Source organism: Zobellia sp. OII3 (genome assembly GCF_002211465.1).
GTDB classification, from domain to species: Bacteria; Bacteroidota; Bacteroidia; order Flavobacteriales; family Flavobacteriaceae; genus Zobellia; species Zobellia galactanivorans.
Genome location: NZ_MWRZ01000005.1, coordinates 249,436 through 270,246, shown reverse-complemented (window position 1 = coordinate 270,246; position 20,811 = coordinate 249,436). Strand labels below are relative to the sequence as shown.

The 20,811-nt window shown below is 43.3% G+C and carries 12 protein-coding genes; 8 read left to right on the top strand and 4 right to left on the bottom strand.

Translation table 11 applies throughout. The annotated features are described in order from the left end of the window. Nucleotides 1-118: 118 nt before the first annotated feature. Nucleotides 119-331 carry a hypothetical protein gene (locus B4Q04_RS15195; protein WP_088697331.1) on the top strand — a complete coding sequence of 71 codons (213 nt, stop codon included), beginning with the start codon at nt 119-121 and terminating at the stop codon, nt 329-331. 280 nt (nt 332-611) lie between these two features. Here the strand turns inward: B4Q04_RS15195 and B4Q04_RS15190 are convergent, their stop codons facing one another. Together B4Q04_RS15190 and B4Q04_RS15185 are read right to left on the bottom strand one after the other, a co-directional pair. After that, the gene (locus B4Q04_RS15190) at nt 612-2,396 is read right to left on the bottom strand and encodes a ribonucleoside-diphosphate reductase subunit alpha (protein ID WP_013991630.1); all 1,785 of its coding nucleotides are present in this window, start codon (nt 2,394-2,396) and stop codon (nt 612-614) included. Further along, complete coding sequence (locus B4Q04_RS15185) at nt 2,397-3,671, bottom strand: ribonucleotide-diphosphate reductase subunit beta (RefSeq protein WP_088697330.1); 1,275 nt, start codon at nt 3,669-3,671, stop codon at nt 2,397-2,399. 929 nt (nt 3,672-4,600) lie between these two features. On the opposite strand from B4Q04_RS15185, the gene B4Q04_RS15175 reads away from it, so the two are divergent. From B4Q04_RS15175 to B4Q04_RS15160, 4 genes are all read left to right on the top strand, one after another. Continuing rightward, on the top strand, nt 4,601-7,687 hold the full coding sequence (locus tag B4Q04_RS15175; RefSeq protein WP_088697328.1) for a SusC/RagA family TonB-linked outer membrane protein: 3,087 nt from the start codon (nt 4,601-4,603) through the stop codon (nt 7,685-7,687). Nucleotides 7,688-7,735: 48 nt separating this feature from the next. Further along, a complete protein-coding gene (locus B4Q04_RS15170; RefSeq protein ID WP_088697327.1) occupies nt 7,736-9,481 on the top strand; it encodes a RagB/SusD family nutrient uptake outer membrane protein in 1,746 nt (581 codons plus the stop codon). Nucleotides 9,482-9,598: 117 nt separating this feature from the next. Next, on the top strand, nt 9,599-10,669 hold the full coding sequence (locus B4Q04_RS15165) for a phosphatidylinositol-specific phospholipase C1-like protein (RefSeq protein ID WP_201723405.1): 1,071 nt from the start codon (nt 9,599-9,601) through the stop codon (nt 10,667-10,669). A gap of 5 nt (nt 10,670-10,674) precedes the next feature. Next, nucleotides 10,675-12,486, top strand: coding sequence for a metallophosphoesterase family protein (locus B4Q04_RS15160; protein WP_088697326.1), 1,812 nt, complete (start codon nt 10,675-10,677; stop codon nt 12,484-12,486). Nucleotides 12,487-12,690: 204 nt separating this feature from the next. On the opposite strand, the gene B4Q04_RS15155 is transcribed toward B4Q04_RS15160, so the two are convergent. Both B4Q04_RS15155 and B4Q04_RS15150 read right to left on the bottom strand, forming a co-directional pair. After that, nucleotides 12,691-13,485 carry a gluconate 5-dehydrogenase gene (locus B4Q04_RS15155; protein WP_088697325.1) on the bottom strand — a complete coding sequence of 265 codons (795 nt, stop codon included), beginning with the start codon at nt 13,483-13,485 and terminating at the stop codon, nt 12,691-12,693. 103 nt (nt 13,486-13,588) lie between these two features. Beyond that, nucleotides 13,589-15,769, bottom strand: a complete 2,181-nt coding sequence (locus B4Q04_RS15150) for a sodium:solute symporter (RefSeq protein WP_088697324.1) — start codon at nt 15,767-15,769, stop codon at nt 13,589-13,591. A gap of 498 nt (nt 15,770-16,267) precedes the next feature. On the opposite strand from B4Q04_RS15150, the gene B4Q04_RS15145 reads away from it, so the two are divergent. The 3 genes from B4Q04_RS15145 (at nt 16,268) to B4Q04_RS15135 (ending at nt 20,736) form a co-directional block, all read left to right on the top strand. Then, entirely contained in the window at nt 16,268-18,544 is a 2,277-nt protein-coding gene (locus tag B4Q04_RS15145) for a hypothetical protein (RefSeq protein ID WP_088697323.1), read from the top strand. A gap of 140 nt (nt 18,545-18,684) precedes the next feature. Then, nucleotides 18,685-19,518: a 5-dehydro-4-deoxy-D-glucuronate isomerase gene (gene kduI / locus B4Q04_RS15140; protein ID WP_088697322.1), complete on the top strand. Its 834-nt coding sequence runs from the start codon at nt 18,685-18,687 to the stop codon at nt 19,516-19,518. A 15-nt stretch (nt 19,519-19,533) separates the two neighbouring features. Continuing rightward, nucleotides 19,534-20,736, top strand: coding sequence for a glycoside hydrolase family 105 protein (locus B4Q04_RS15135; protein WP_013991642.1), 1,203 nt, complete (start codon nt 19,534-19,536; stop codon nt 20,734-20,736). Nucleotides 20,737-20,811 lie beyond the last annotated feature (75 nt).

Genomic DNA, 20,811 nt, shown 5'->3' with positions numbered 1-20,811 from the left:
AACCAAGCCAAAACCAGAATACATGCCTATAGACGGTTCGCCACTCATTGAATAAACAAAACACTATCCTTCCATTTCATTTGATGTGCGATATTCCTATCGTAAAACCAAATTGGGGATGTTATATTTTGCCGCCCAACCATTGGAGTCGAAGGATGAGGCGTGCTATGATTACGATTTTTTATACGGGCAGATCAACGGGCAAATGCAATTGCAGATCGGCTTTAAAGATTTTCTCTTTCCGATGACCAAAGATTTTCATCACCGCTTGGACATGCTCTATGACGCCCTTATGGAAGAGTATGTAAACTTCATCCACTCACAGTTATAAAACGGAATACGCATTAATGTTCACTAAGCCGAATCGGTTTGACTTAGGACAGTTTCGGACCGTCATAATCAAGTTACCGAAGGGGTATAACACAATAAAGGTCGGCTTTGATGGCCGACCCTTATCCGTTTAAATCATTTGCGTTTGTTACGTTGCCCTTACTACCTCAAAAGAAATCCGAACTACATTGACTTAAGGGTAATCTTGGCTTGCCTTTGTTCTTGAACTACCGATAGCGGTTTTAAAAAGGCATATTCTAACGCACCGCCCATTTTATCGTTTATGCTTCGCAGCTCGCACATTCTTTTTTCTGCTTAAATTTTTGGGCCGCATTCATACTGTGTTGATAGTAGAGTGATTTTAACCCAAGTTTCCATGCCGTAACGTGAATCTTATTGATTTCCTTTACGGGCATATCGGGGTGTACGATGATATTCACCGATTGTCCTTGGTCAATGTGGTTTTGACGGTTGGCCGCTTGGTATATGATATCCAATTGGTCTATTTCCGAATACGTTTTAAACACATCCTTTTCCTCTTCCGATAAAAAGTCCAAGTGCTGTACCGATCCGTCCCGTTCACGAATACTACGCCATATTTCGGTGGTATTCATTCCCTTCTCTTCCAACAATTCCAATAAGAAAGGATTTTTAATCGTTGTTTTGACCTTAGCGATATCCTTTACGTAAATATTCGACCAGATAGGCTCGATACCTTGTGAAACTTGACCCAAGATAAAGGCCGAAGAAGTGGTCGGTGCAATGGCATTAAGGGTGGTATTTCTTCTACCATAGCCCTTAAGAATGGCCGGTTCGCCAAATTTATCGGCCAAAGCCTCAGAAGCTTGGTACGATTTTTCTTTTATATTCTTGAATATTTCACTGTTCAAGTTATATGCTTCTTGACTATTAAAGGCCAATCTCTTGGACTGCAACAGCGAATGCCATCCTAGGACACCCAAACCAAGGGCACGGTTGTCTTTGGCAAAATTATAGGCACGTTCCATAAAGAGAAAGGTCTGTCGGTCTTCACGGCTATCGGAGTCGCGATACCTTTCCAATTTTTCAATAAATTCCGTAATAACGGCATCCAAGAAAAACACCATGGTCTCTACGGCATCGGTATCTTTCCACTTCTCATAATGAAGCACGTTCAACGAAGACAAGACACAAACAAACGACCAGTTGTCGTTTGAAGGCAACATGATTTCGGTACAAAGATTACTGGCATAGATAGGTAAGTCCTTATCTCGGTAAACATCCGACGCCCCATTATTGGCGTTATCGCTAAAGAATATGTACGGATATCCCATCTCGCCCCTTCTTTGTAATACTTTGGCCCAGATAGAACGTTTTTCTACATCGCCATCGATCATTTCCTGCATCCAGGCATTGGTTACTGTTACCCCGTGGGTAAGTTCTTGAATAGGGTTCCCTTCGGTACCAATTTCCAAAAATTCCATTATATCGGGATGTTCGATCGGCAAATATGGTGAAAAGCGACCACGACGTATAGACCCTTGACTTACGACATCGACCATTGATTCAAAAAGCTGCATAATGTGTACGGCACCAGAAGCCTGTCCGTTATTCTTAACCTCAGCACCACGATGTCTGATCTTACCAAAATAACCAGAGGTACCCCCACCGAGTTTCGACATCATTCCCACTTCCGATTGGGTAAAAAGAATATTCCCCATATCATCGTCAACATGTGATCCGAAACAGCTAATAGGCAAGCCTCTTTCCTTTCCGAAATTTGACCATACGGGAGACGCCAAAGAGAAAAACCCTTCGGACATATACCCGTAAAATTTATCGGAAAACCCAGGCATTTGCAATAATTTCTCCGCTCTATCGGCAATCTCACGAATACGTTGTTCGGGAGTTACACCTTCGGTCAAATACCCTGAATTCAAGAAATTACGACTGTGTTCGGTAAGCCATTCAAAACCTGTGTCCGACTCTTTTTTATGATCTCTAAGGGCTTGCTTTCTAGCGAGTATAAGCTGATCGCCCTCAGAAGTTGTTGTTTTGTTTTGCTGGGTAGTGTTTAATTCGTTCATTTAAAAAAGGTCTTCACTGGTTATACTTTGTGTTCTTTTGCTATAGTTGATCGAGCGCTTTACGAAGAAATCGCCATGTTTGGTACCTATGATTTCATCGTCGAACCATTCGGTTTCGGCCAATAGTTTTTCGTCTACGTCGAATATGGGGTCTATTCCGATACTGGTCAATGAATTGTTGAAACGGTTCTTGATAAATTCATTGACAACATCTTTGGGCAAGAAATCGAGTTCGCCCTTTTCAAAGATCCAATCCACGATTTGGCTTTCAGCCGTAAATGCCTCTCGGCACATTTGCTGAATCATGATATTATAATCCTCATTGAACCAATCAGGGTTTTCGTCCTTGATAATTTTAATGATATCAATACCGAAGTCGCCGTGGATCTGTTCTTCTTTTGATGTTGCCTCTACCACATTTGAAATACCTTTCAACATGTTTTTATGTTTGTTGAAGGCCATTATTATCAAAAATTGCGAGAAAAGGGAAACGTGTTCGATAAACAAGGAGAACAATAAGATAGATTCCGCATATTCTTTATTGTCGTCACTTTTCGCATTTTTAAGTGCCGTTTCCAAATACTGTACCCGCTTCATTATAACGGGCTTTTTCTTTAAATTCTTGAACTCGGGGTTGAGTCCCAAAATCTCGAGCAAATGGGAATAAGCATCCGCATGACGCACTTCACTTTCCGCAAAGGTCGCCCCTACCGAGCCTATTTCAGGTTTGGGCATCTTATGGTAGATATCGCCCCAAAAACTCTTTACGGCCACTTCGATCTGTGAGATGGCCAACATGGTATTCTTAATCGCGCTTCTTTCGGTCTCCGTTAGCCGGGTCTTGAAATCTTGAATATCACTGGTAAAATTAAATTCGGTATGAATCCAATACGAATGACGAATAGCGGGTACATACTCGTACAACTGTGGGTATTCGTAAGGTTTTAGATTAATACGCTTTTCAAAAATGTTCAGTTTTCTCTTTTGGGCCTGCTCGTTACGATATAGTATATATCCTTTGGCCACATCGAAAAACCCGCCTTCCATGAGTCTATTTTCCACAAAATCCTGTACCTCTTCTACCGTAGGCAGATAATTCTCATCTAGCGCCTTTCGCTCTAGAAGTGAGGCATGAACATTGTTGGCTATTCGCTCGGCATCATCCGGGCCGCCATGGTCTACCGCCCTCATAGCTTTCAGAATAGCATCCGTTATTTTATGTAATTGAAAGGGCTTTTTGGTAAAATCCCTCTTAATAAGATGTGTGATTTCCATGATTTGTATGTTAGAATGCTCTAAATAAGAAGTACAAAGGTCGTAACATATCTCCCTCGATTCATCGTTCTGAAATTTGTTTTTTCAGCCTTTTATTAACAACGCATTGTTTATAGAAGGAAAGGCATTGTACACAAGAGGCTTACGCCCGAAGAAAAAAATAAGGGCCCTGAAATGTTATGGACCAAAACCGATAAATTGCATTTTTTTTAGGACAAAAGTGTGCTTCGCAAACCCACTTTTCGACTACATATAGGTAAAAACTTTGCCATGTACGGCAAATTTCTTCGTGTTTCGATAGTAATCATGAATAGGGTATACGCGAAACTAAAGGATATTGGTCTAGAGAATCGAGTCCCTATCAAAACATAACACATCATCAACCATGGGACGTCACACTTCGTTTTCTAATACGGGAAATCAACGACATAGCAACTAGGCAGGGCTGATGGAAAAACTACAGCCATTCTATACCACATTGCTTTAAACAACACCTATACTGTCGTCCTACCCCTTAAAGCTGCGAAACAGGGGCAGCGGGGGTCACATCAAATCTACCCCCCTTCCTACGGGAGTGATGTGCTCCTTAAAAAACAAATACACAAAATATTGTTTTTCAACAACATAAATCCACACGCCATCAGCAACATAGCCCCCTGACAACAGTCCAGTACTTCCCAAAACGAAGGCTACAAAGCCACCCTTCCACCAAGGTCGGATTTTTCGCAATCGGAATTACCACAAAAACTACGGCCTTACATTGTCATAACATAACCGTTAAAATTTAGGGTATTGTTAATGTATTGCTAAAGCTCCGTTAACTATGCCGCTCTCCAAATAGAATAGTTTTGGGCTCGTAAAAAGAGCTTTCATTTTGGGCTCCGATAAATAAACCCCGAGACATTCTCGATAACCCAATACTAAACTTTATGTATTCAAAAACCCGATTTTCTAAAATCGTCTGTGCTTCGGCATGCTTGGTTACATGGGCTGGATTTGCCTCCAACAACTCCCATTCATTCGCTAAAATGTCAGTTGCCCCCAGCCTAACCGTTACAAAAGGCGTTAACGAAGGATTGTCTCCGGTGCAGCAAACCGTTTCCGGTACCATTACCGATGAAACAGGTGCCCCCTTACCCGGTGCTACCGTATTAGAAAAAGGTACGACCAACGGTACCACAACCGATTTTGATGGCAACTATAAAATCAGTGCTTCACAGAATGCCGTACTGATAGTTTCTTATTTAGGATACTCTACAAAAGAAGTTGCCGTAAACGGACAAAACAACTTGAACGTACAATTGGATCCAGACGCTACACAATTGGAAGATGTAGTGGTGGTAGGCTACGGTACTCAAAAAAGGTCCGATATTACAGGGGCCATTGCCTCCGTAAAAAGTGAAGATTTCAACCAAGGTGTGGTGGCCAACCCTGGCGAACTTTTACAGGGCAAAATGGCCGGTGTAAATATTGCCACTACAAGTGGCGAGCCGGGTGCCGCACAAAATGTAATCATAAGAGGTATTGGTAGTCTGCGTTCAGGAACACAGCCGCTTTATGTGGTCGATGGTTTCCTGCTCGATAATTCTTCTACAGGTTTTGACACGAATCCATTGAACTTTTTGAACCCCAACGATATTGAAAGTATAGATGTCTTAAAAGATGCCAGTGCTACCGCAGTATACGGTTCAAGAGCATCGAACGGGGTGGTAGTGATCACGACAAAAAGAGGAAGGTCGGGAAAAACCGAAATGAACTTTTCCGTTTCTACGGCCATGTCTTCCATCGCCCATACGATCGACGTATTCGGTGCCGATGATTTCCGAAGGGAAGTAGCTGCCGCAGGGGGAACCCTTGAAGATTTCGGTGCAAACACCGATTGGCAAGATGAACTGACGCAAACCGGTCTAACCCAAAATGTGAATTTCTCCATGAGCGGGGCTACCAGCGAAAAGTTCTCGTATTTCGCCTCGGCAGGATACCAAGACCAAGAAGGAATTTTGAAAAACAGTGAACTCAAGCGGTATTCGGGAAAACTCAATATGAACCAAAAAGCTTTTGATGGCAAATTGAGTATCGATTATAATATTACCGCTTCCCACACGGAAAACCTGAGACCGGACATTTCGTCCACAATCAGTGATATGTTGAGTCTCAACCCTACCATAGCCCCCTACACTAACGGTGAACCGACCTTGCTGAACACCAACGCGTTGAATCCGGTTTTACGAAACGACCTATATAGTGACACGGCCATGAACAACCGTATCTTGGCGAGCATTTCCCCATCGGTAACTATCGTAGACGGTTTGGTGTATAAAATGAACCTAGGTGTTGATTATTCCGCTACCAACAGGGATAAACAGTACAAACCGTTTCCTTCGGTCGTAAACGAGTCCAATGTATCCGATGGTTCCCTGGAGAGCTATATCAGGACGAACACCAATCAATTGGTAGAAAATACCCTTACGTATAACTGGAACCAAGGCAAACACAATGTAATTCTTTTGGCAGGACATTCGTACCAAAAATTTCTGGACGAAGCCAGACAATTTTCATACCGCGGTTTCGCCAATAACAATATAGAGCCCAAGTACCAAGATCAGACCAGCACGGACGAATACCCGACCTCGGTGAGTGCTTCCGCCGTTAAGAACGAACTACAGTCTTTCTTCGGGAGGTTGAACTACACTTACGATGACCGATATTTGGCTACCGCTACGTTTCGAGCCGATGGTTCTTCAAAATTTGGCGAGAACAACAAATACGGATACTTTCCTTCCTTTGCCCTGGGATGGAACATCAGCAACGAAGATTTTATGGCCAACTCGGTTTTCAACAACCTAAAGTTACGAGCCAGTTGGGGACGAACGGGGAACCAAGAGATTCCCTCGAAGATTACAAAAGCGAGTTTTGCGGAAGATAGACTGATAACAGGAAGCGAAAGTTTAAATACCTACCCAATCGATACCGATGCCAACTCTATCGATGGCTATCCTTACGGAATTGTATATACCCGTTTGGCCAATCCTAACTTACAATGGGAAGTATCGACTCAAATTGATTTAGGTATCGATTTCGCCCTTTTTGATTACCAGTTGACCGGTACTTTAGATTACTTCAACAAAAAATCTTCCAATATTTTATTGGAGGTCGTTCCTGCAGATCCCGTTGAACCCACGTCTACCTATTGGAACAATATTGAGGATATGAAAATCTATAACTCCGGTGTAGAACTGGGCTTGGATTATAGCAGCAATTCTGAAAACGACTTCTCTTATAACATTGGAGGGAACATCACCTATATCCAAAACGAAGTAAAAGACTCGCCCTATTCCGTACTGACAACAGGCGCCGCCCAAGGTTCAGGCCAAACGGATGCCACCATAAACGGGTACATCAACAATGAATCCATTGGTGCCTTCTACATGTTGACATTTGATGGGATAGACGAGAACGGACTGAACCGATTCAAAGACATTAACGGCGATGGCGAAGTTTTGGACGACGACCGTAGCGTGGTCGGAAGTGCAATTCCCGATTTGATCTATGCCTTTTACCTAAACTTCAAATACAAAGCCTTCGATCTAGGTTTAAACTTCAACGGGGTATCGGGCAACGAGATTTACAACCATACCACTATGACGCTTTTTAGCAAGGCCCAATTGTCCCGTTCCAATAACTCTACGGATTTTGCTACGGAATATGCAAATGAATCACCCAACAATTCCAATACCGTTTCCACCCGTTACCTAGAGGATGGTTCTTTCCTAAGACTGAACAATGCTACCTTGTCATACAATCTTAGTCCCGATAAAATCGGGTTTGGCGATGCATTTCAGAACATCCGTTTTTCCGTAACAGGGCAAAACCTATTCGTAATTACCGATTATTCAGGCTTCGACCCAGAAGTAAACACCGGGACCACGGAAGCAGGAATTCAAACTTTCGGAATCGACCGTTTTACATATCCAAAAGCAAGAACGTTTATGGTTGGTCTTAACGTAACCTTCTAAGAAGAAAACAAGAGATAGCCTTAATATCATTTAGAAAAATAGAATACTATGAAAAATAGAATAGTTAACAGAGCACTCCCCATAGCGGTAATGTTATTTGCATTCTTCAGCTGTACGGATTTAGAAGAAGAAATCCTTGATGAGTCGCTCACCGGAACCGGCGAGGCCGAAGTGGTGAGTGGGTCCATAGCCCCGGTATACGGAAATCTACGCGCCGTATGGTACCATACGGTCAATTTTGGCCTTCAAGAAGTGGCTTCTGACGAAGGTATTCTTCCCTACCGTGGTGGCACGGATTGGTTTGATGGTGGTAAATTTATTGCGGTTCACCAGCACCTTATGACGCCCGGTAACGGTTTGGTATCCGATGCTTGGACAAATATTACCTTGACCATTTCAAGAACGGTTTTGGCAGAGGAAAGACTACGACCCGAAGCGGAAGCCGGTGATGCGGAAGCTCAAGCCGCATTGTATGAAATGATCGCCATGAAAGCATACCTCAATATGCTTACCCTTGATAACTGGGGCCTGGTATTCAAGAAAACCAGTTCTGATGAAATTTCTGAAATTTTAAGGGCCCAAGAAGCCATAGACTATATCGAAAGTGAACTTTTATCCGTCGTAGACCTCATCAACGACGATAAAGGCCCGGGCAGGCTGAACAAAGCTGCAGTAAAGGCCTTATTGGCCCGTTTGTATTTGAACGCCGCCGTATACCGGGATCCTTACGGAACACCGGATTTTAAAAGCGAGGACATGGACAAGGTGATTGCCTATACCAACGATATCATTGCCGGCCCCTATGCCCTGTCTCCCGAATATTTTGAATTGTTCAATGATGACAACCATAGCAACCCCGAGCTTATATTCGCCTTAGACCAAAGAGGGGTTCTTCAAACAGAGCATAGCCGGTGGGCCTATTGGTCTATGTCTGGCGATCAGATCCCAAGACCTGAATTTCCTAGTACCCGTGGTACCGATGCGGTAGCAGCTACTTCAGATTTTTACCAGACGTGGGTAGATGCCTATGGCGATGTAGACCCTGCCGATGCCGATGCCCGCTTCTCTCAAACCAATACTATTATTCCCGAAGAACTTCAAGACCTTACAGGGGTAAACCCAACAAACGATTCGGAACACTACTATTGTGTAGAGGCCGAGCAGTTTGAAGTGGATCGCGGAATAATCAGGGGCATCATTTGGGGGCCTAGAAAAGATGACGGAGGTAATATTTTAACTTGCGACGATGGAAAAGTGCGTATTTATCCGGTTATCAATAAAAGAAGTAGCGGTGCCGATATCCGTTATGTAGACCATACCCTTAAAGTGGACTTTACCGATGAGGGCAGTTTACACAATACAGGGTATAGATTCTCTAAATACCAGTTCAGTCATACCGCCCCAAACTGTTGTACGAACAGTAGTGTAGATTTGGTTTTGATCCGTTTGGGCGAAATATATCTGATGCGTGCCGAAGCGAAGTTAAGAAAGGGTGATGCCGCTGGTGCGTTGACCGACATCAACACTTTGAGAACTTCAAGAACTGCCCGGCCAGAACAAATCCCACAACCATTGGACCATATCGATTTGGATATTTTGTTCCGTGAATCCGGATTTGAGTTATATTGGGAAGGGTTTAGAAGAAACTACCAAATCCGTTTTGGAAAATACGAAGGAAGTTGGACCGGAAAGACCGATACCGACGTAAACAAAAGATTGTTCCCCATTCCTCAAAAAGCAATGGACGGCGCTTCAAGCGAAGCAGGGTTCTTAGAGCAAAACCCAGGATACTAATTCCAAAAAATGGAAAAAAAAAGATGGCGGCAAGGAAGTTGATTTCTTGCCGCCTTTTTTCCATCTATATTTGATCAAGCTCAAAAATTAAAGGAAATACCTATTTATCATACCCATATGAAAACATTTTACATCGTACTATCCGTAATCTTGACCTCTCTGTTTTTTAAGGATTGTGTTACGAACAATAAAGAAAAATCAAAGATGAACGACTTTCAGGTCATCGGTAGCCATAACAGCTATAAAATTGCAATAGAAAAACCTTTATTCGATTATCTGTGGCAAAAAAACCCTGCTATGAGCGGTCTGGAATACGGACATATCCCCCTGTCGAAACAATTGGACCTAGGGCTCCGTGGCCTGGAACTCGACGTTTTTCACGACCCCAAAGGCGGTCACTATTCCAACCCAAAAGGATTGGAAATCATAAAATCTATGGGTTCCGAGCCGAAACCTTTCGATACGGAACAAAAGTTGAAAACACCTGGGCTAAAAGTTTTTCATATCCAAGAGATAGATTTTAGAAGCCATCAATTATTGTTTAAGAACGCTCTGGAGGAATTAAAAGCCTGGTCCGACGCCAATGAAGGGCATCTCCCGATAATCGTCACCATCAACACCAAGGATAGCGAAATACCACAGACCAGAAATCCCTTAAAGTTTGATGCCGAAGCTCTACAAAATTTAAATACGGAAATAGCTGCCGTATTTTCCCAGGAAAGGTTGGTAACACCTGATTTGGTTCGAGGTAATTTCGATACCTTGGAGGAAGCGGTCTTACAACAGGGTTGGCCACAGCTGAACAAAGTTCAGAATCGGTTTTTATTTGTTTTGGATGAAGGGACGGAAAAAATAGATGCGTATTTGTCCCGTTTTCCAAATTTAAAAGGGGCGACCCTATTTGTCAACCAAGAAGAAGGAAACCCTACTGCCGCCTTTCGGATCATAAACGACCCTGTAGAGAATTTTGATCAGATTAAGAAGTTGGTAGACTTAGGCTATATGGTCCGTACACGTGCCGATGCCGACACCAAGGAAGCCAGGGAAAACGACTACGGCAGATTTGAAAAAGCAAAGGCCTCCGGTGCGCAGGTTATCACTACCGATTATTACCTGCCCAGCACTTTTTTTAAGTCCGATTATAAAGTTAGTTTTGAGAACAACACCTACGAAAGAACCCCAGAGTAAGCAAAATGCTTAGAAACATAGTGCCATACCTGTTGGTTTTCATTTTATGTGGATGTAAGGCGGAGCCGTCCCAAAAAGAAATCCCACAGAAAGAAATCAAGGTCGCCTTTATTGCGGATGTCCATTTCGCGGACGTTTATCCGAATTTGGAAGGAAGTGACTATAAAGGTATTTACGATAGTATACATAACCGGAGTACCTTACTTAGGACAATGAATGCCCAATTGCATTCCACCCGACTTTTCAACGAGAATTATTTTGCATTTTTCGCCGCTTTGGACGATGCCGTAGCAAAAGGAATCAAAACCATTGCCTTACCCGGTGATTTTAGTGATGACGGCCAGCCCTTGCACATTAAAGGTTTGGGGGAAATACTAGACCGATATGCCGAGGAGCACGGTATTTCCTTCTTTCTCATTAACGGAAATCACGACCCGACCACCCCTTTTGGTGAGGAAGGCGGTAAAAGCGATTTTTTAGGAGCCAATGGCAAAGCGCAACCGCTCATGAGCGAAGTCGGTAAATATAAGGCGGATAAAAAATCTCAAAACCCGACCCAAGTGGTGACCGATTTAAAAGAATGGGGTTATGCGGATATGGTTCAAGAGTTGAAGCATCACGGTTTTTTTCCAAAGAGAGATTATCGTTTTTGGTCCACTCCCTTTTCTGAATATGCCTATGAAGATTATGGTTTTGAGAAGGCCAAGAAAGCTTCCGGCCTAAAACGTAGAACTTATAATTTAGATGTTGCGGAGGTGGCCTTACCAGATGTGAGTTACTTGGTAGAGCCTGTAGACGGACTTTGGTTGTTGGCCCTAGATGCCAATGTATATCTGCCCAAAGAAAACAGCAGTGGTTTTAGTGGCGCAGGAATCGGGTATAACGAAGTGCTCACGCACAAAAAACATCTCATACGTTGGACGGAAAAGGTGGTACAAGAGGCCGATAGACTAGGTAAAACCTTAATCGCTTTTAGCCATTACCCTATGGTAGATTTTAATGATGGCGCTTCAGAAGACATCAAAGCCCTATTCGGCAAAAAAGCCTTTCAGGCACACCGTATCCCCTCTCAATTGGTCGGCAAAACCTTTGCCAATGCGGGGCTGAAAATACATGTAGGCGGCCATATGCATATAAACGACACAGGGGTAATAACCACGGCGGAAGGCCATACCTTGGTAAATATTCAGAGTCCGTCTTTAGCTGCCTATGTACCCGCTTATAAAATAATTACAGTGAAAAATGACCAACTTGAGGTCGAAACCGTAGTGTTGGACGAGGTAAAAGGATACGATACATTCTTTGGTACATATGAAAAAGAATATGCTTTTTTAGCTTCCGATATTGCCAATGATTTATGGAAGAAAAAGATACTCTCCTCCACTTCGTATCTAGCGTATACCCAAATGCATTTACAGGAATTGATACGACTAAGATTCATACCTACGGATTGGCCCGAAGAACTCACCCAGCAGCTATTGAACAGGAGGGGGTGGGAACTATTGACCGTTTTGGAGCGTGAAGAAAACCTTGTAACCCAATTACAGGAAGTGGGACTTACAAAACAGGACTTCATTGGTTGGGAAGGCGCCGACCTTATCGTTGACTTTTACAAATTTAAAAACGGGGACGAACTCGCCAAACGGGATATAGATGCCGTGCGCTTAAAAGCATATCAATTTCTATTGAAAAAATGGTCAGAAAATGAAGGAAAAAGTAGCTTAAAGCAATTTGCCGCCATTTTCAAAAAACAAATGCAAGGGGAGCCTTCAGTTCAATTCAGCATTGACTTGGGAACGGGGAAGCTAATGAAGTAACTTCTAGTGAGCGACCCTATACGGTTTTAATTTCTTTAGCCCTTTTATGGTTTGGAATTATATTTTAAAACATAAGTTATTCGCCAAAGAACACGAACCTAATATTGGCGGCTCTTTTTCACTTATTCCAGACCTTTATCTCGGCACATTATTTTATCCCTCATTTGTTCTTGGCGAAATCAGGAAGGTGTAATTAAAGTGAGGTCAAATTTCACCGATTGGTTTTCCTATGGTGGCCAAAATCCCACCATCTACGTATAAGATATGTCCATTTACAAAATCACTTGCCTGGGAGGCCAGAAATATAGCCGCTCCTGAAAGATCTTTGGGGTTTCCCCATTTTGCCGCAGGGGTTCGGTTAATTATAAAATCGTTGAAAGGGTGTCCGTCTACGCGAATAGGGGCTGTCTGAGCAGTTGCAAAATAACCCGGTCCTATCCCGTTTACCTGTATATTGTGCTTGGCCCATTCCGTAGCCATATTCTTTGTCAACATTTGAAGCCCCCCTTTGGCCGCCGCATACGCACCTACTGTGTTTCTTCCCAATTCGCTCATCATAGAGCAGATATTGATGATCTTTCCCTGCTTTCGGGCAATCATTCCCTTTACCACATGCTTTGATACAATAAAAGGACTCACAAGGTCCACATCGATGACCTGTTTGAAATCGGCCACTTCCATGGCTTCCAAAGGTGTTCTTTTTATAATGCCCGCATTATTGACCAAAATATCAATATTACCGACCTCTTTCCCAATGCGCCCTACGGCATCTTTCACCTCTGCTTCATCGGTAACATCAAATTTAAATCCGAAGGCCCGTATACCGGCACTTTTATAATATGCCACCGCATCGTCGATCTTCTGTTGGGAAGAATTCCCATTCACTACAATAGTCGCCCCTGACAGTCCAAGACCTTTGGCCATAGCCATTCCCAATCCGTGCGTACTTCCTGTGACCAAGGCTATTTTATCGGTCAGGTCAAACAATTCTTTTGACATGTTCTTATATTTTTTTACTTTATAATATTCTGGTTCCCTATAGAATCTTGACGGGTATTCCTTTACCGCCCCGTTTAGGCCTTCCTTTATGGTACGAACTAGCTTAACCTCCCAAATTCACCAAGAAGTACAACAAGGCCAAAACCACGAGAACAAAACCGCAGGCCGCAATAAAGCCTACCCCATCGGTACGGTCCCATCGGGTAAATTCCCAATTGGAATCGGGCCCGAACAATTTGGTTTCATTGCAGTCAGTCATATGGGCATAAGACCACTCCAATTTCATTTCATCCTCCTCCTTGGTTTCCCCTACTTGGGTTTTCATTTTCGCATAGAACCTTTTAATATTATACTCCTCATCTTCTTTTCGGGGAAAAATAGAGCTGATCAAAATGATCAATAAAAATGGAAAACTCATCCGAATCAAAATTCTCAAGGTTTCGTTCAAGGAATAAGAATTATTTTCTAGGGCGAAGCCCATTTTATCAAGAAGTAAGAGTTCGGGATTGATCATACCCGTGCCAACAGGCTTACCCTCTTTATCAATTTTTATGCCCGTACTCCAAAAGATAGACTTACTAGGCAGTTTAAACTTTTTGACAAACTCCTGCCCCACTATTAGTTCTTCAGGTCTATCGCCAATGTGATCGGTTTTCCAAGCCGCTATTTCCTGTTTTCTGCTTTCTACGTCCGACTCCTTTGCAAAATAGGTGCGTATCTCGAATTTTTCGGAGGTGGTCTTTAAAAAGTAAAGATCTTCCTTAATGTCGGGATTTATTAAATTAATTAGTATCGGTATTCCAAAGAATACCAAAAAAGTAGAAATAATAGAGACCTTGACAGAAAGGCGGCTGGTCTTGCGCCACAAAATACCCATCCAAAACCCTGCTGAAAATATTACCCCAAATTCCCACCACAATTTCATGATTTGAAACAGATTGTCATTTAAAAGGGTAATGCCAGCCGCGGCAACGATAACCAGACTTCCCAATATGCGTCCTATGGCTACATAGTGGCGTTCACTTTTATTCGGAAAATAAGGTCGATATACATTATTGGTAAGCAAACCTGAAGTCGTAATCATAAGCGTGGCGGCCGTAGACATTAGCGCCGCCATTAAACTAGCAATCATTAATCCCACAAGTCCCATATTGACCGAGCCCAACAATTTAAAGGAAGCATACCCCCATATTTTATCGGGATCGGTAATCTCATCGGCATATAAGAACACTATAAGTAGGGCCGTAAAACCCCATAGTACCGTGGTAATCCTTTTGAGGTACGATCCAAAGGTCAACCCTACCCTTGCCGAGTATTCATCTTTGGCAGCGCTAGGAGTCACAAAGGTGTTGGCCTGCGCACAGGTATTTATGATGGCCATAATCGATAAGGCCGCTATATAGTACCATGTAAAATCCAATGAATATGGAGAACCAAAAATTTCAAAAAAGCTCTCGGGGAGGTTGTCGTGCATACGGGTCAAAGCCCCCATCACACCGGTATCGCCGTATTTATCGTTGATGGCCATAATAGCAAAGGGAACGAGCATTATAGAGAGGAATATGATAAAAACCCCTTGAATAAGGTCACTTAAGAATGCCGCTTCGAGCCCTCCCATCATAGAATAGCCGGCCACAATGACCACGATGATGAATACCAACCAATACTTATTGATGTGGGAAAACGATTTTTCGGGTTGTAACTGCCGTAAATAAGTAAGCTCTTTCAGTTCAGGAGCGTCTAAGGTGGTAAAATCCTTTGCTTCGAGCACACGCATTCGTTCGGCCTGTCCGTACTCCTCTTTTTCTTCAAAGGTAAATTCCTCATACGTTTTCGGGGTCATTACCGATACAGTCTTGATAATGGTTATAAACCCTAGGGAAAGCAATATACCCAAGCCAATACTCGAAATAATGGCATACATTCTCCCCAATCCTTTGCTCGTAAACCTTTCGGTGTAAAAATCGGCCAAGGTCGTACACCTCATCCTTCTATACCAAGGCCCTATAAACCAGAATAGGGGCGTACTAAAAAGCATCAACAAATTGGCCCATACGCCGGCCGCTCCATTATTAAATGTAGCTGTACCAACAGACGGGCCGGTATCAGAACTTGTTGCTTGGCCAAAGGTGGCAAAAATCTGCACGATCTTTCCAAATTTTCTCCCTCCTAGAAAAAAATCTTCCTGATTCTTAATTCTTAACATAGACCTGATACCAATCCCTATGATTACCACAAAATAGACCACAATTACCACTAGGTCGATAGTACTTAATCCGAACATATGTCTTTTATTTTAGCGAACCGCCATTAATTCCCGTGCAATTAAGACCATCCCCAGATCGTGATGGCTTAGAGATGTTGCAGAAGCTATTGGAGATAAGCCAATACCCTCTAGAGAAAACATATTTCCCTATAAAAAGGGCATATTGAACCACGATCTCAACTAAAGTTGATGCTCTTTAAAAGCTCTGTTGCCCGTAGTTTTCCTTGAAAAATCACCCCAAACTCCCAAAAATCACATGGCTAGGTGGGTCCGCAAACTTCCTAATTGATATCGACCCGCTTCACATCTACAACTATACCACTAACAAAACGACATACTGCAACCTCGGAAACATGATATGAGACATTTCGCCCTAAGCATATGCCGAGCAAACCGATAATTTTATACCAGCCTTTTAGTGAGGCGATTTGTTGTAAGAAGCAGCTGCCCAAAATATGGAACACTCCATTTTCGATGGCTCTTCCCTATTCATATTATAAATCAATGTGTATACCTATGATCAGAATTCTTAGTATTCTTATTTTACTCCTTATCAGTCTTAACGGTTATTCCCAAACGGAAACTGTTGTTCCACAAATACGGTTCAAACAGTACGACCATCAGAAATACAATCAAAGGGTCGCCCAAAAAGACTTTTCCCTAGCCGAAAACGGTCCTCTTCATTTTCAAGAATCGAGTTGGATACGTAAAATAGATACGGTAGGAATCGACAATGAATCGGGAACCATTGACCTTAGGATCAGCTTAAGATGTGTTTCCGGTCAAGTACCCCAAAGTAGTATTGGTCTTGTCTTTCAGATGGACAATTGGCACGACTCCAACTATGTACTAATGCCCGGTGCCCTTTATAACGGGAATAAATACGATTACCGAAGAATCCGATATTCGCCCAAACTCATGGACCCTAGGGACATTGCTCCAGAGGTACCCATTATCATTACAGACGTTCCTCGTCTCAACAAATATGAAGGCGTTTCAGAAGTACAACTCAGAAGCGGGGCTACCACCTCCCCTTCCATTTCCTATTTTGATTCCATACAGAATAAAGGCTACATTTTATTAAGCGAACAAGGCAATAGCTTAGGGGATTTCGGCCTAGGCATAGTAGAATCAAGAAACCGCGAGCATGCCGAATTTTCGATAAGCTCTCCCCTAGTGAGGGAAAAGCACCAATATTTCGCCAATGACAACCTGGCCCCTTCCAATGACCGTGGGGCCGATTTCAAGGCCGGCGATACCCTTACCTTCCACTTTAAATCCTATTCATTTGAGGCCCAAAACGTTCAAGACCTGTTCAACAAATTTGCCATGGTCAGGAAAGAACTCAATACCAATAAGGCCTACAACAATGTTATACCTCTTTCTTATGCCTTTGAAACCATAGAAAAAAAGTTCAAAAGGGACAATTGGGTACCCATTGACGACCTTGGATATTTTTCAGTAGGCCTACGTGAAAACTTCCTGCAGGATTTTCAAACCGGTTGGACGGGAGGAATGATTTCGACCTATCCCCTGCTCTTTTCGGAAAAGAGGGACACGCGTGAACGGGTAATCAAAAATTTCGATTGGTTCTTTCCCAACAGTACTTCTCCCTCGGGACTTTTTTATGGATTTTGTGAAGGAGGCACGGATTGGTTTGGCGGAGACAAGCGTAAATACCATACCAAAGATTGGCTGCTGACCCGAAAAAGTGCCGACGCCATATTTTTTGTACTCGAACAATTCAAACTTATGAAGACCAAGGGAATTCCGGTCGACCCACAATGGGAGAAGGGAATTCGAACCGCCTGCGATACCTTTGTCAACATATGGCAAACATATGGGCAAATAGGCCAATTTGTAGACGCCAAAACCGGTACCATTCAGGTAGGGGGCTCTTCCTCTGCCGGAATATTGCCTGCCGGACTGGTGCTTGCCGCCGACTATTTCAAGGCCCCGAACTATTTGGACACCGCTAAGGAAATTGGCCAGTATTTCTATAGCAATTTTACGGAAAAAGGCATTTCATGCGGTGGTCCGGGCGATGCCTTACAGAATTTCGATAGCGAGTCCGCCTATGCTTTAATTGAGTCTTACTACAGCCTCTATGAAGCCTCTAGCGATCCACAATGGGAAGTCGCTGCCGAGGAAGCCGCCAAGCAATTCTCATCTTGGGTCATTGCCTATAATTACGAATTTCCCGAAGAATCTACCTTTGGCAAGTTGGGCAACCATTCTATCGGTGGAGTATGGGCCAATACACAAAACACCCATGGGTCGCCCGGTATTTGCACCCATAGCGGCTTGGCCCTCTTAAAACTATTTCGTTCTACGGGCGAGCCTTTCTATGCCGAACTCCTATCCGATATTACCCATGCCATTCCGCAATGCCTCTCCGTTCCTTCAAGAAGGATAATGGATGCGCCTGACGGATGGATGAGCGAACGCTTAAGTACCACCGACTGGAACGAAGGCATCGGGGAAATATTCGTGGGCTCAACTTGGGCCGAGACGGCACTGATGCTCACTTATACCGAAATTCCAGGTATTTATGTCTGTGCGGCCAAATCTGAAGTAATTTCTTTTGACAATCTCACCGTTGAGATACTTAAGGATACTCCCAAATACATAAAAGTGAAAGTAAAAAACCCGACCCAAATGGAGGCGAAGGTCAAGATTTGGGAAGAAGACCTTAAGGAAAGACAATTGTTTCTGGAAACCAATTACCTACTGAAAGCCAAACCTGTAACGGTACCTCAGCAAGGACATATCACATTAACCTTTAAAAAATAACGGGCCAACAGTTGAAAATTGGAACAAACACCACCGTTTTCAACCTTCGGCCAATCTTGTTGAACATCTCCATATCGCGATATGGATAGTATTAGGCAATTTGCCTTGATTCCATCGATACCCATAAATAAACTATACATATGAAGAGTACTTTTAAAATACGATACGCCACACATCCCGAAGATGCCAAAACATATGACACCCAACGATTGAGAAAGGATTTTTTGGTAAACGACATCTTTACCGAAGACGAAGTAAACCTCACCTACTCCCACTATGACCGATTCATCATGGGCGGGGCCATGCCAGTTCATGAAAAGTTGCAATTGGAGTCCATTCCCTTTTTTGCCACCAAATACTTTTTGCAAAAGAAGGAGATGGGAATCATCAACATTGGCCAGAAGGGCAAGGTTATCGCCGACGGTCAGACCTATGAACTTGAACATAAAGACGCCCTATACTTGGGCAGTGACGTTAAGGATATATCTTTTGAAAGTGAAGAAGCCAGCAAACCGTCCAAGTTTTATTTGAATGCCTGTATCGCCCATAAAGCGCTCCCCTCAAAATTAATATCATTTGCCGACGCCCCTGTTCTTGAACTGGGGACTACAGAAGAATCGAACAAACGAAAATTATACCAACACATTGTTCCCCATACCGTCGAAACCTGTCAATTAATGATGGGGATTACCTCGCCTGAACTTGGAAATGCATGGAACACTATGCCTGCCCACGTACATGAACTCCGGATGGAAGCCTATTTCTATTTTGACGTTCCCGAAGGAAAGGCTGCGGCGCACATCATGGGCCAACCCCAAGAGACCCGAATACTATGGGTAGCAAATGAGCAAGCGGTCATTTCCCCGCCTTGGAGCATCCACTGTGCGGCAGGAACCTCTCCCTACAGTTTTATATGGGGAATGGCGGGCGATGACGACCCCATAGTTCCTTATCCGATCAGTGAGCTGCAATAACCCTAAAACCAAAAAATGAGTTTTTTACACGATAAAAAAGAAGTAGAGCGCCTAATACGGCTCGTTGCGGACAGGATAATAGAAGACACCACCTATCGGTTCATTGACAAGGCTTCGGGAGAAACCCTAGACGATTTAAAAACGGTAGCTCCTACCAAGGATGTTTGGCTTAAGAGCGGTTACGAAGACTGGAAATACTGGAACGGGGTAACCCATATTGCATTGTTCAAAATGGCCCACCTTCTTCAAGACCAAAAATACGAAGATTATGTGCTACGTAATTTTGATTTCATCTTTGAAAACCTTGATTTTTTTGAAAAACAATTCGCCGATTTCGACCCCGAGCAATATGCCCCCAATTTCCATCAATTTTTTAGGCTCGACAGGCTTGATGATTGCGGGGCCATGGACGGCAGTCTCATTGAGGCATATCAGATACGAAAGAACGACCATTGGCTCGATAGGCTCCAAAAAGTAAAAGCTTGGGTTTCATCGGGGCAAGACCGGTTGCAAAACGGTGTGTTTTGCAGAAATTACAAAGGCTATACTACCGTATGGGCCGATGACGTATATATGAGCGTTCCCTTTTTGGTACGCATGGGCAAAATGAGCGGTGACACTTCATTTTGGGACGATGCCATTTCAAATGCCCTCGGGTTCCACGAATTGCTATTTGACGATTCCAAAGGGCTATACTGGCATTCGTACTGTACCCAAATAGGCGAAAAAGGAGTTGCACACTGGGGAAGGGCCAATGGCTGGTCGATCGTTGCCAAATGCGATTTACTGGAATATATCCCTAAGGATTACCCTGGTTGGGAAGAAGTTCGGAAATCCCTTTTCGAGCAGATTATAGGCATATCTAGGTACCAAACGGCAAACGGCATGTGGCGTCAGCTCATTGACAAACCCGATTCCTTTTTGGAAACATCGGGTACCGCCATGTTTACCTATGCGGTAGCCAAAGCGGTCAATGAAAAATGGATTCCCGAAATATATTCGTCCATTGCCATAAATGGATGGAAGGGAATTTCAGAAAACATAATGGCCGACGGACAGATTACCAATATTAGCGAAGGCTTCAACATACGGCAAGACCTGTCATATTACTACAATCGCCCCCGCCCCTTGAACGACCCGCATGGTTTGGGCGCCGTATTGCTGGCCGGGGTAGAAATCCATAAAATGAAAGATTATCAAGACTATATGTGGTATTAATAGGAGCTATACCACGCCCCCTTAGAAATTGGGTTTTATTAGTTGAATAGTTTAGTTTGTTGAGTGAAGAAAGGC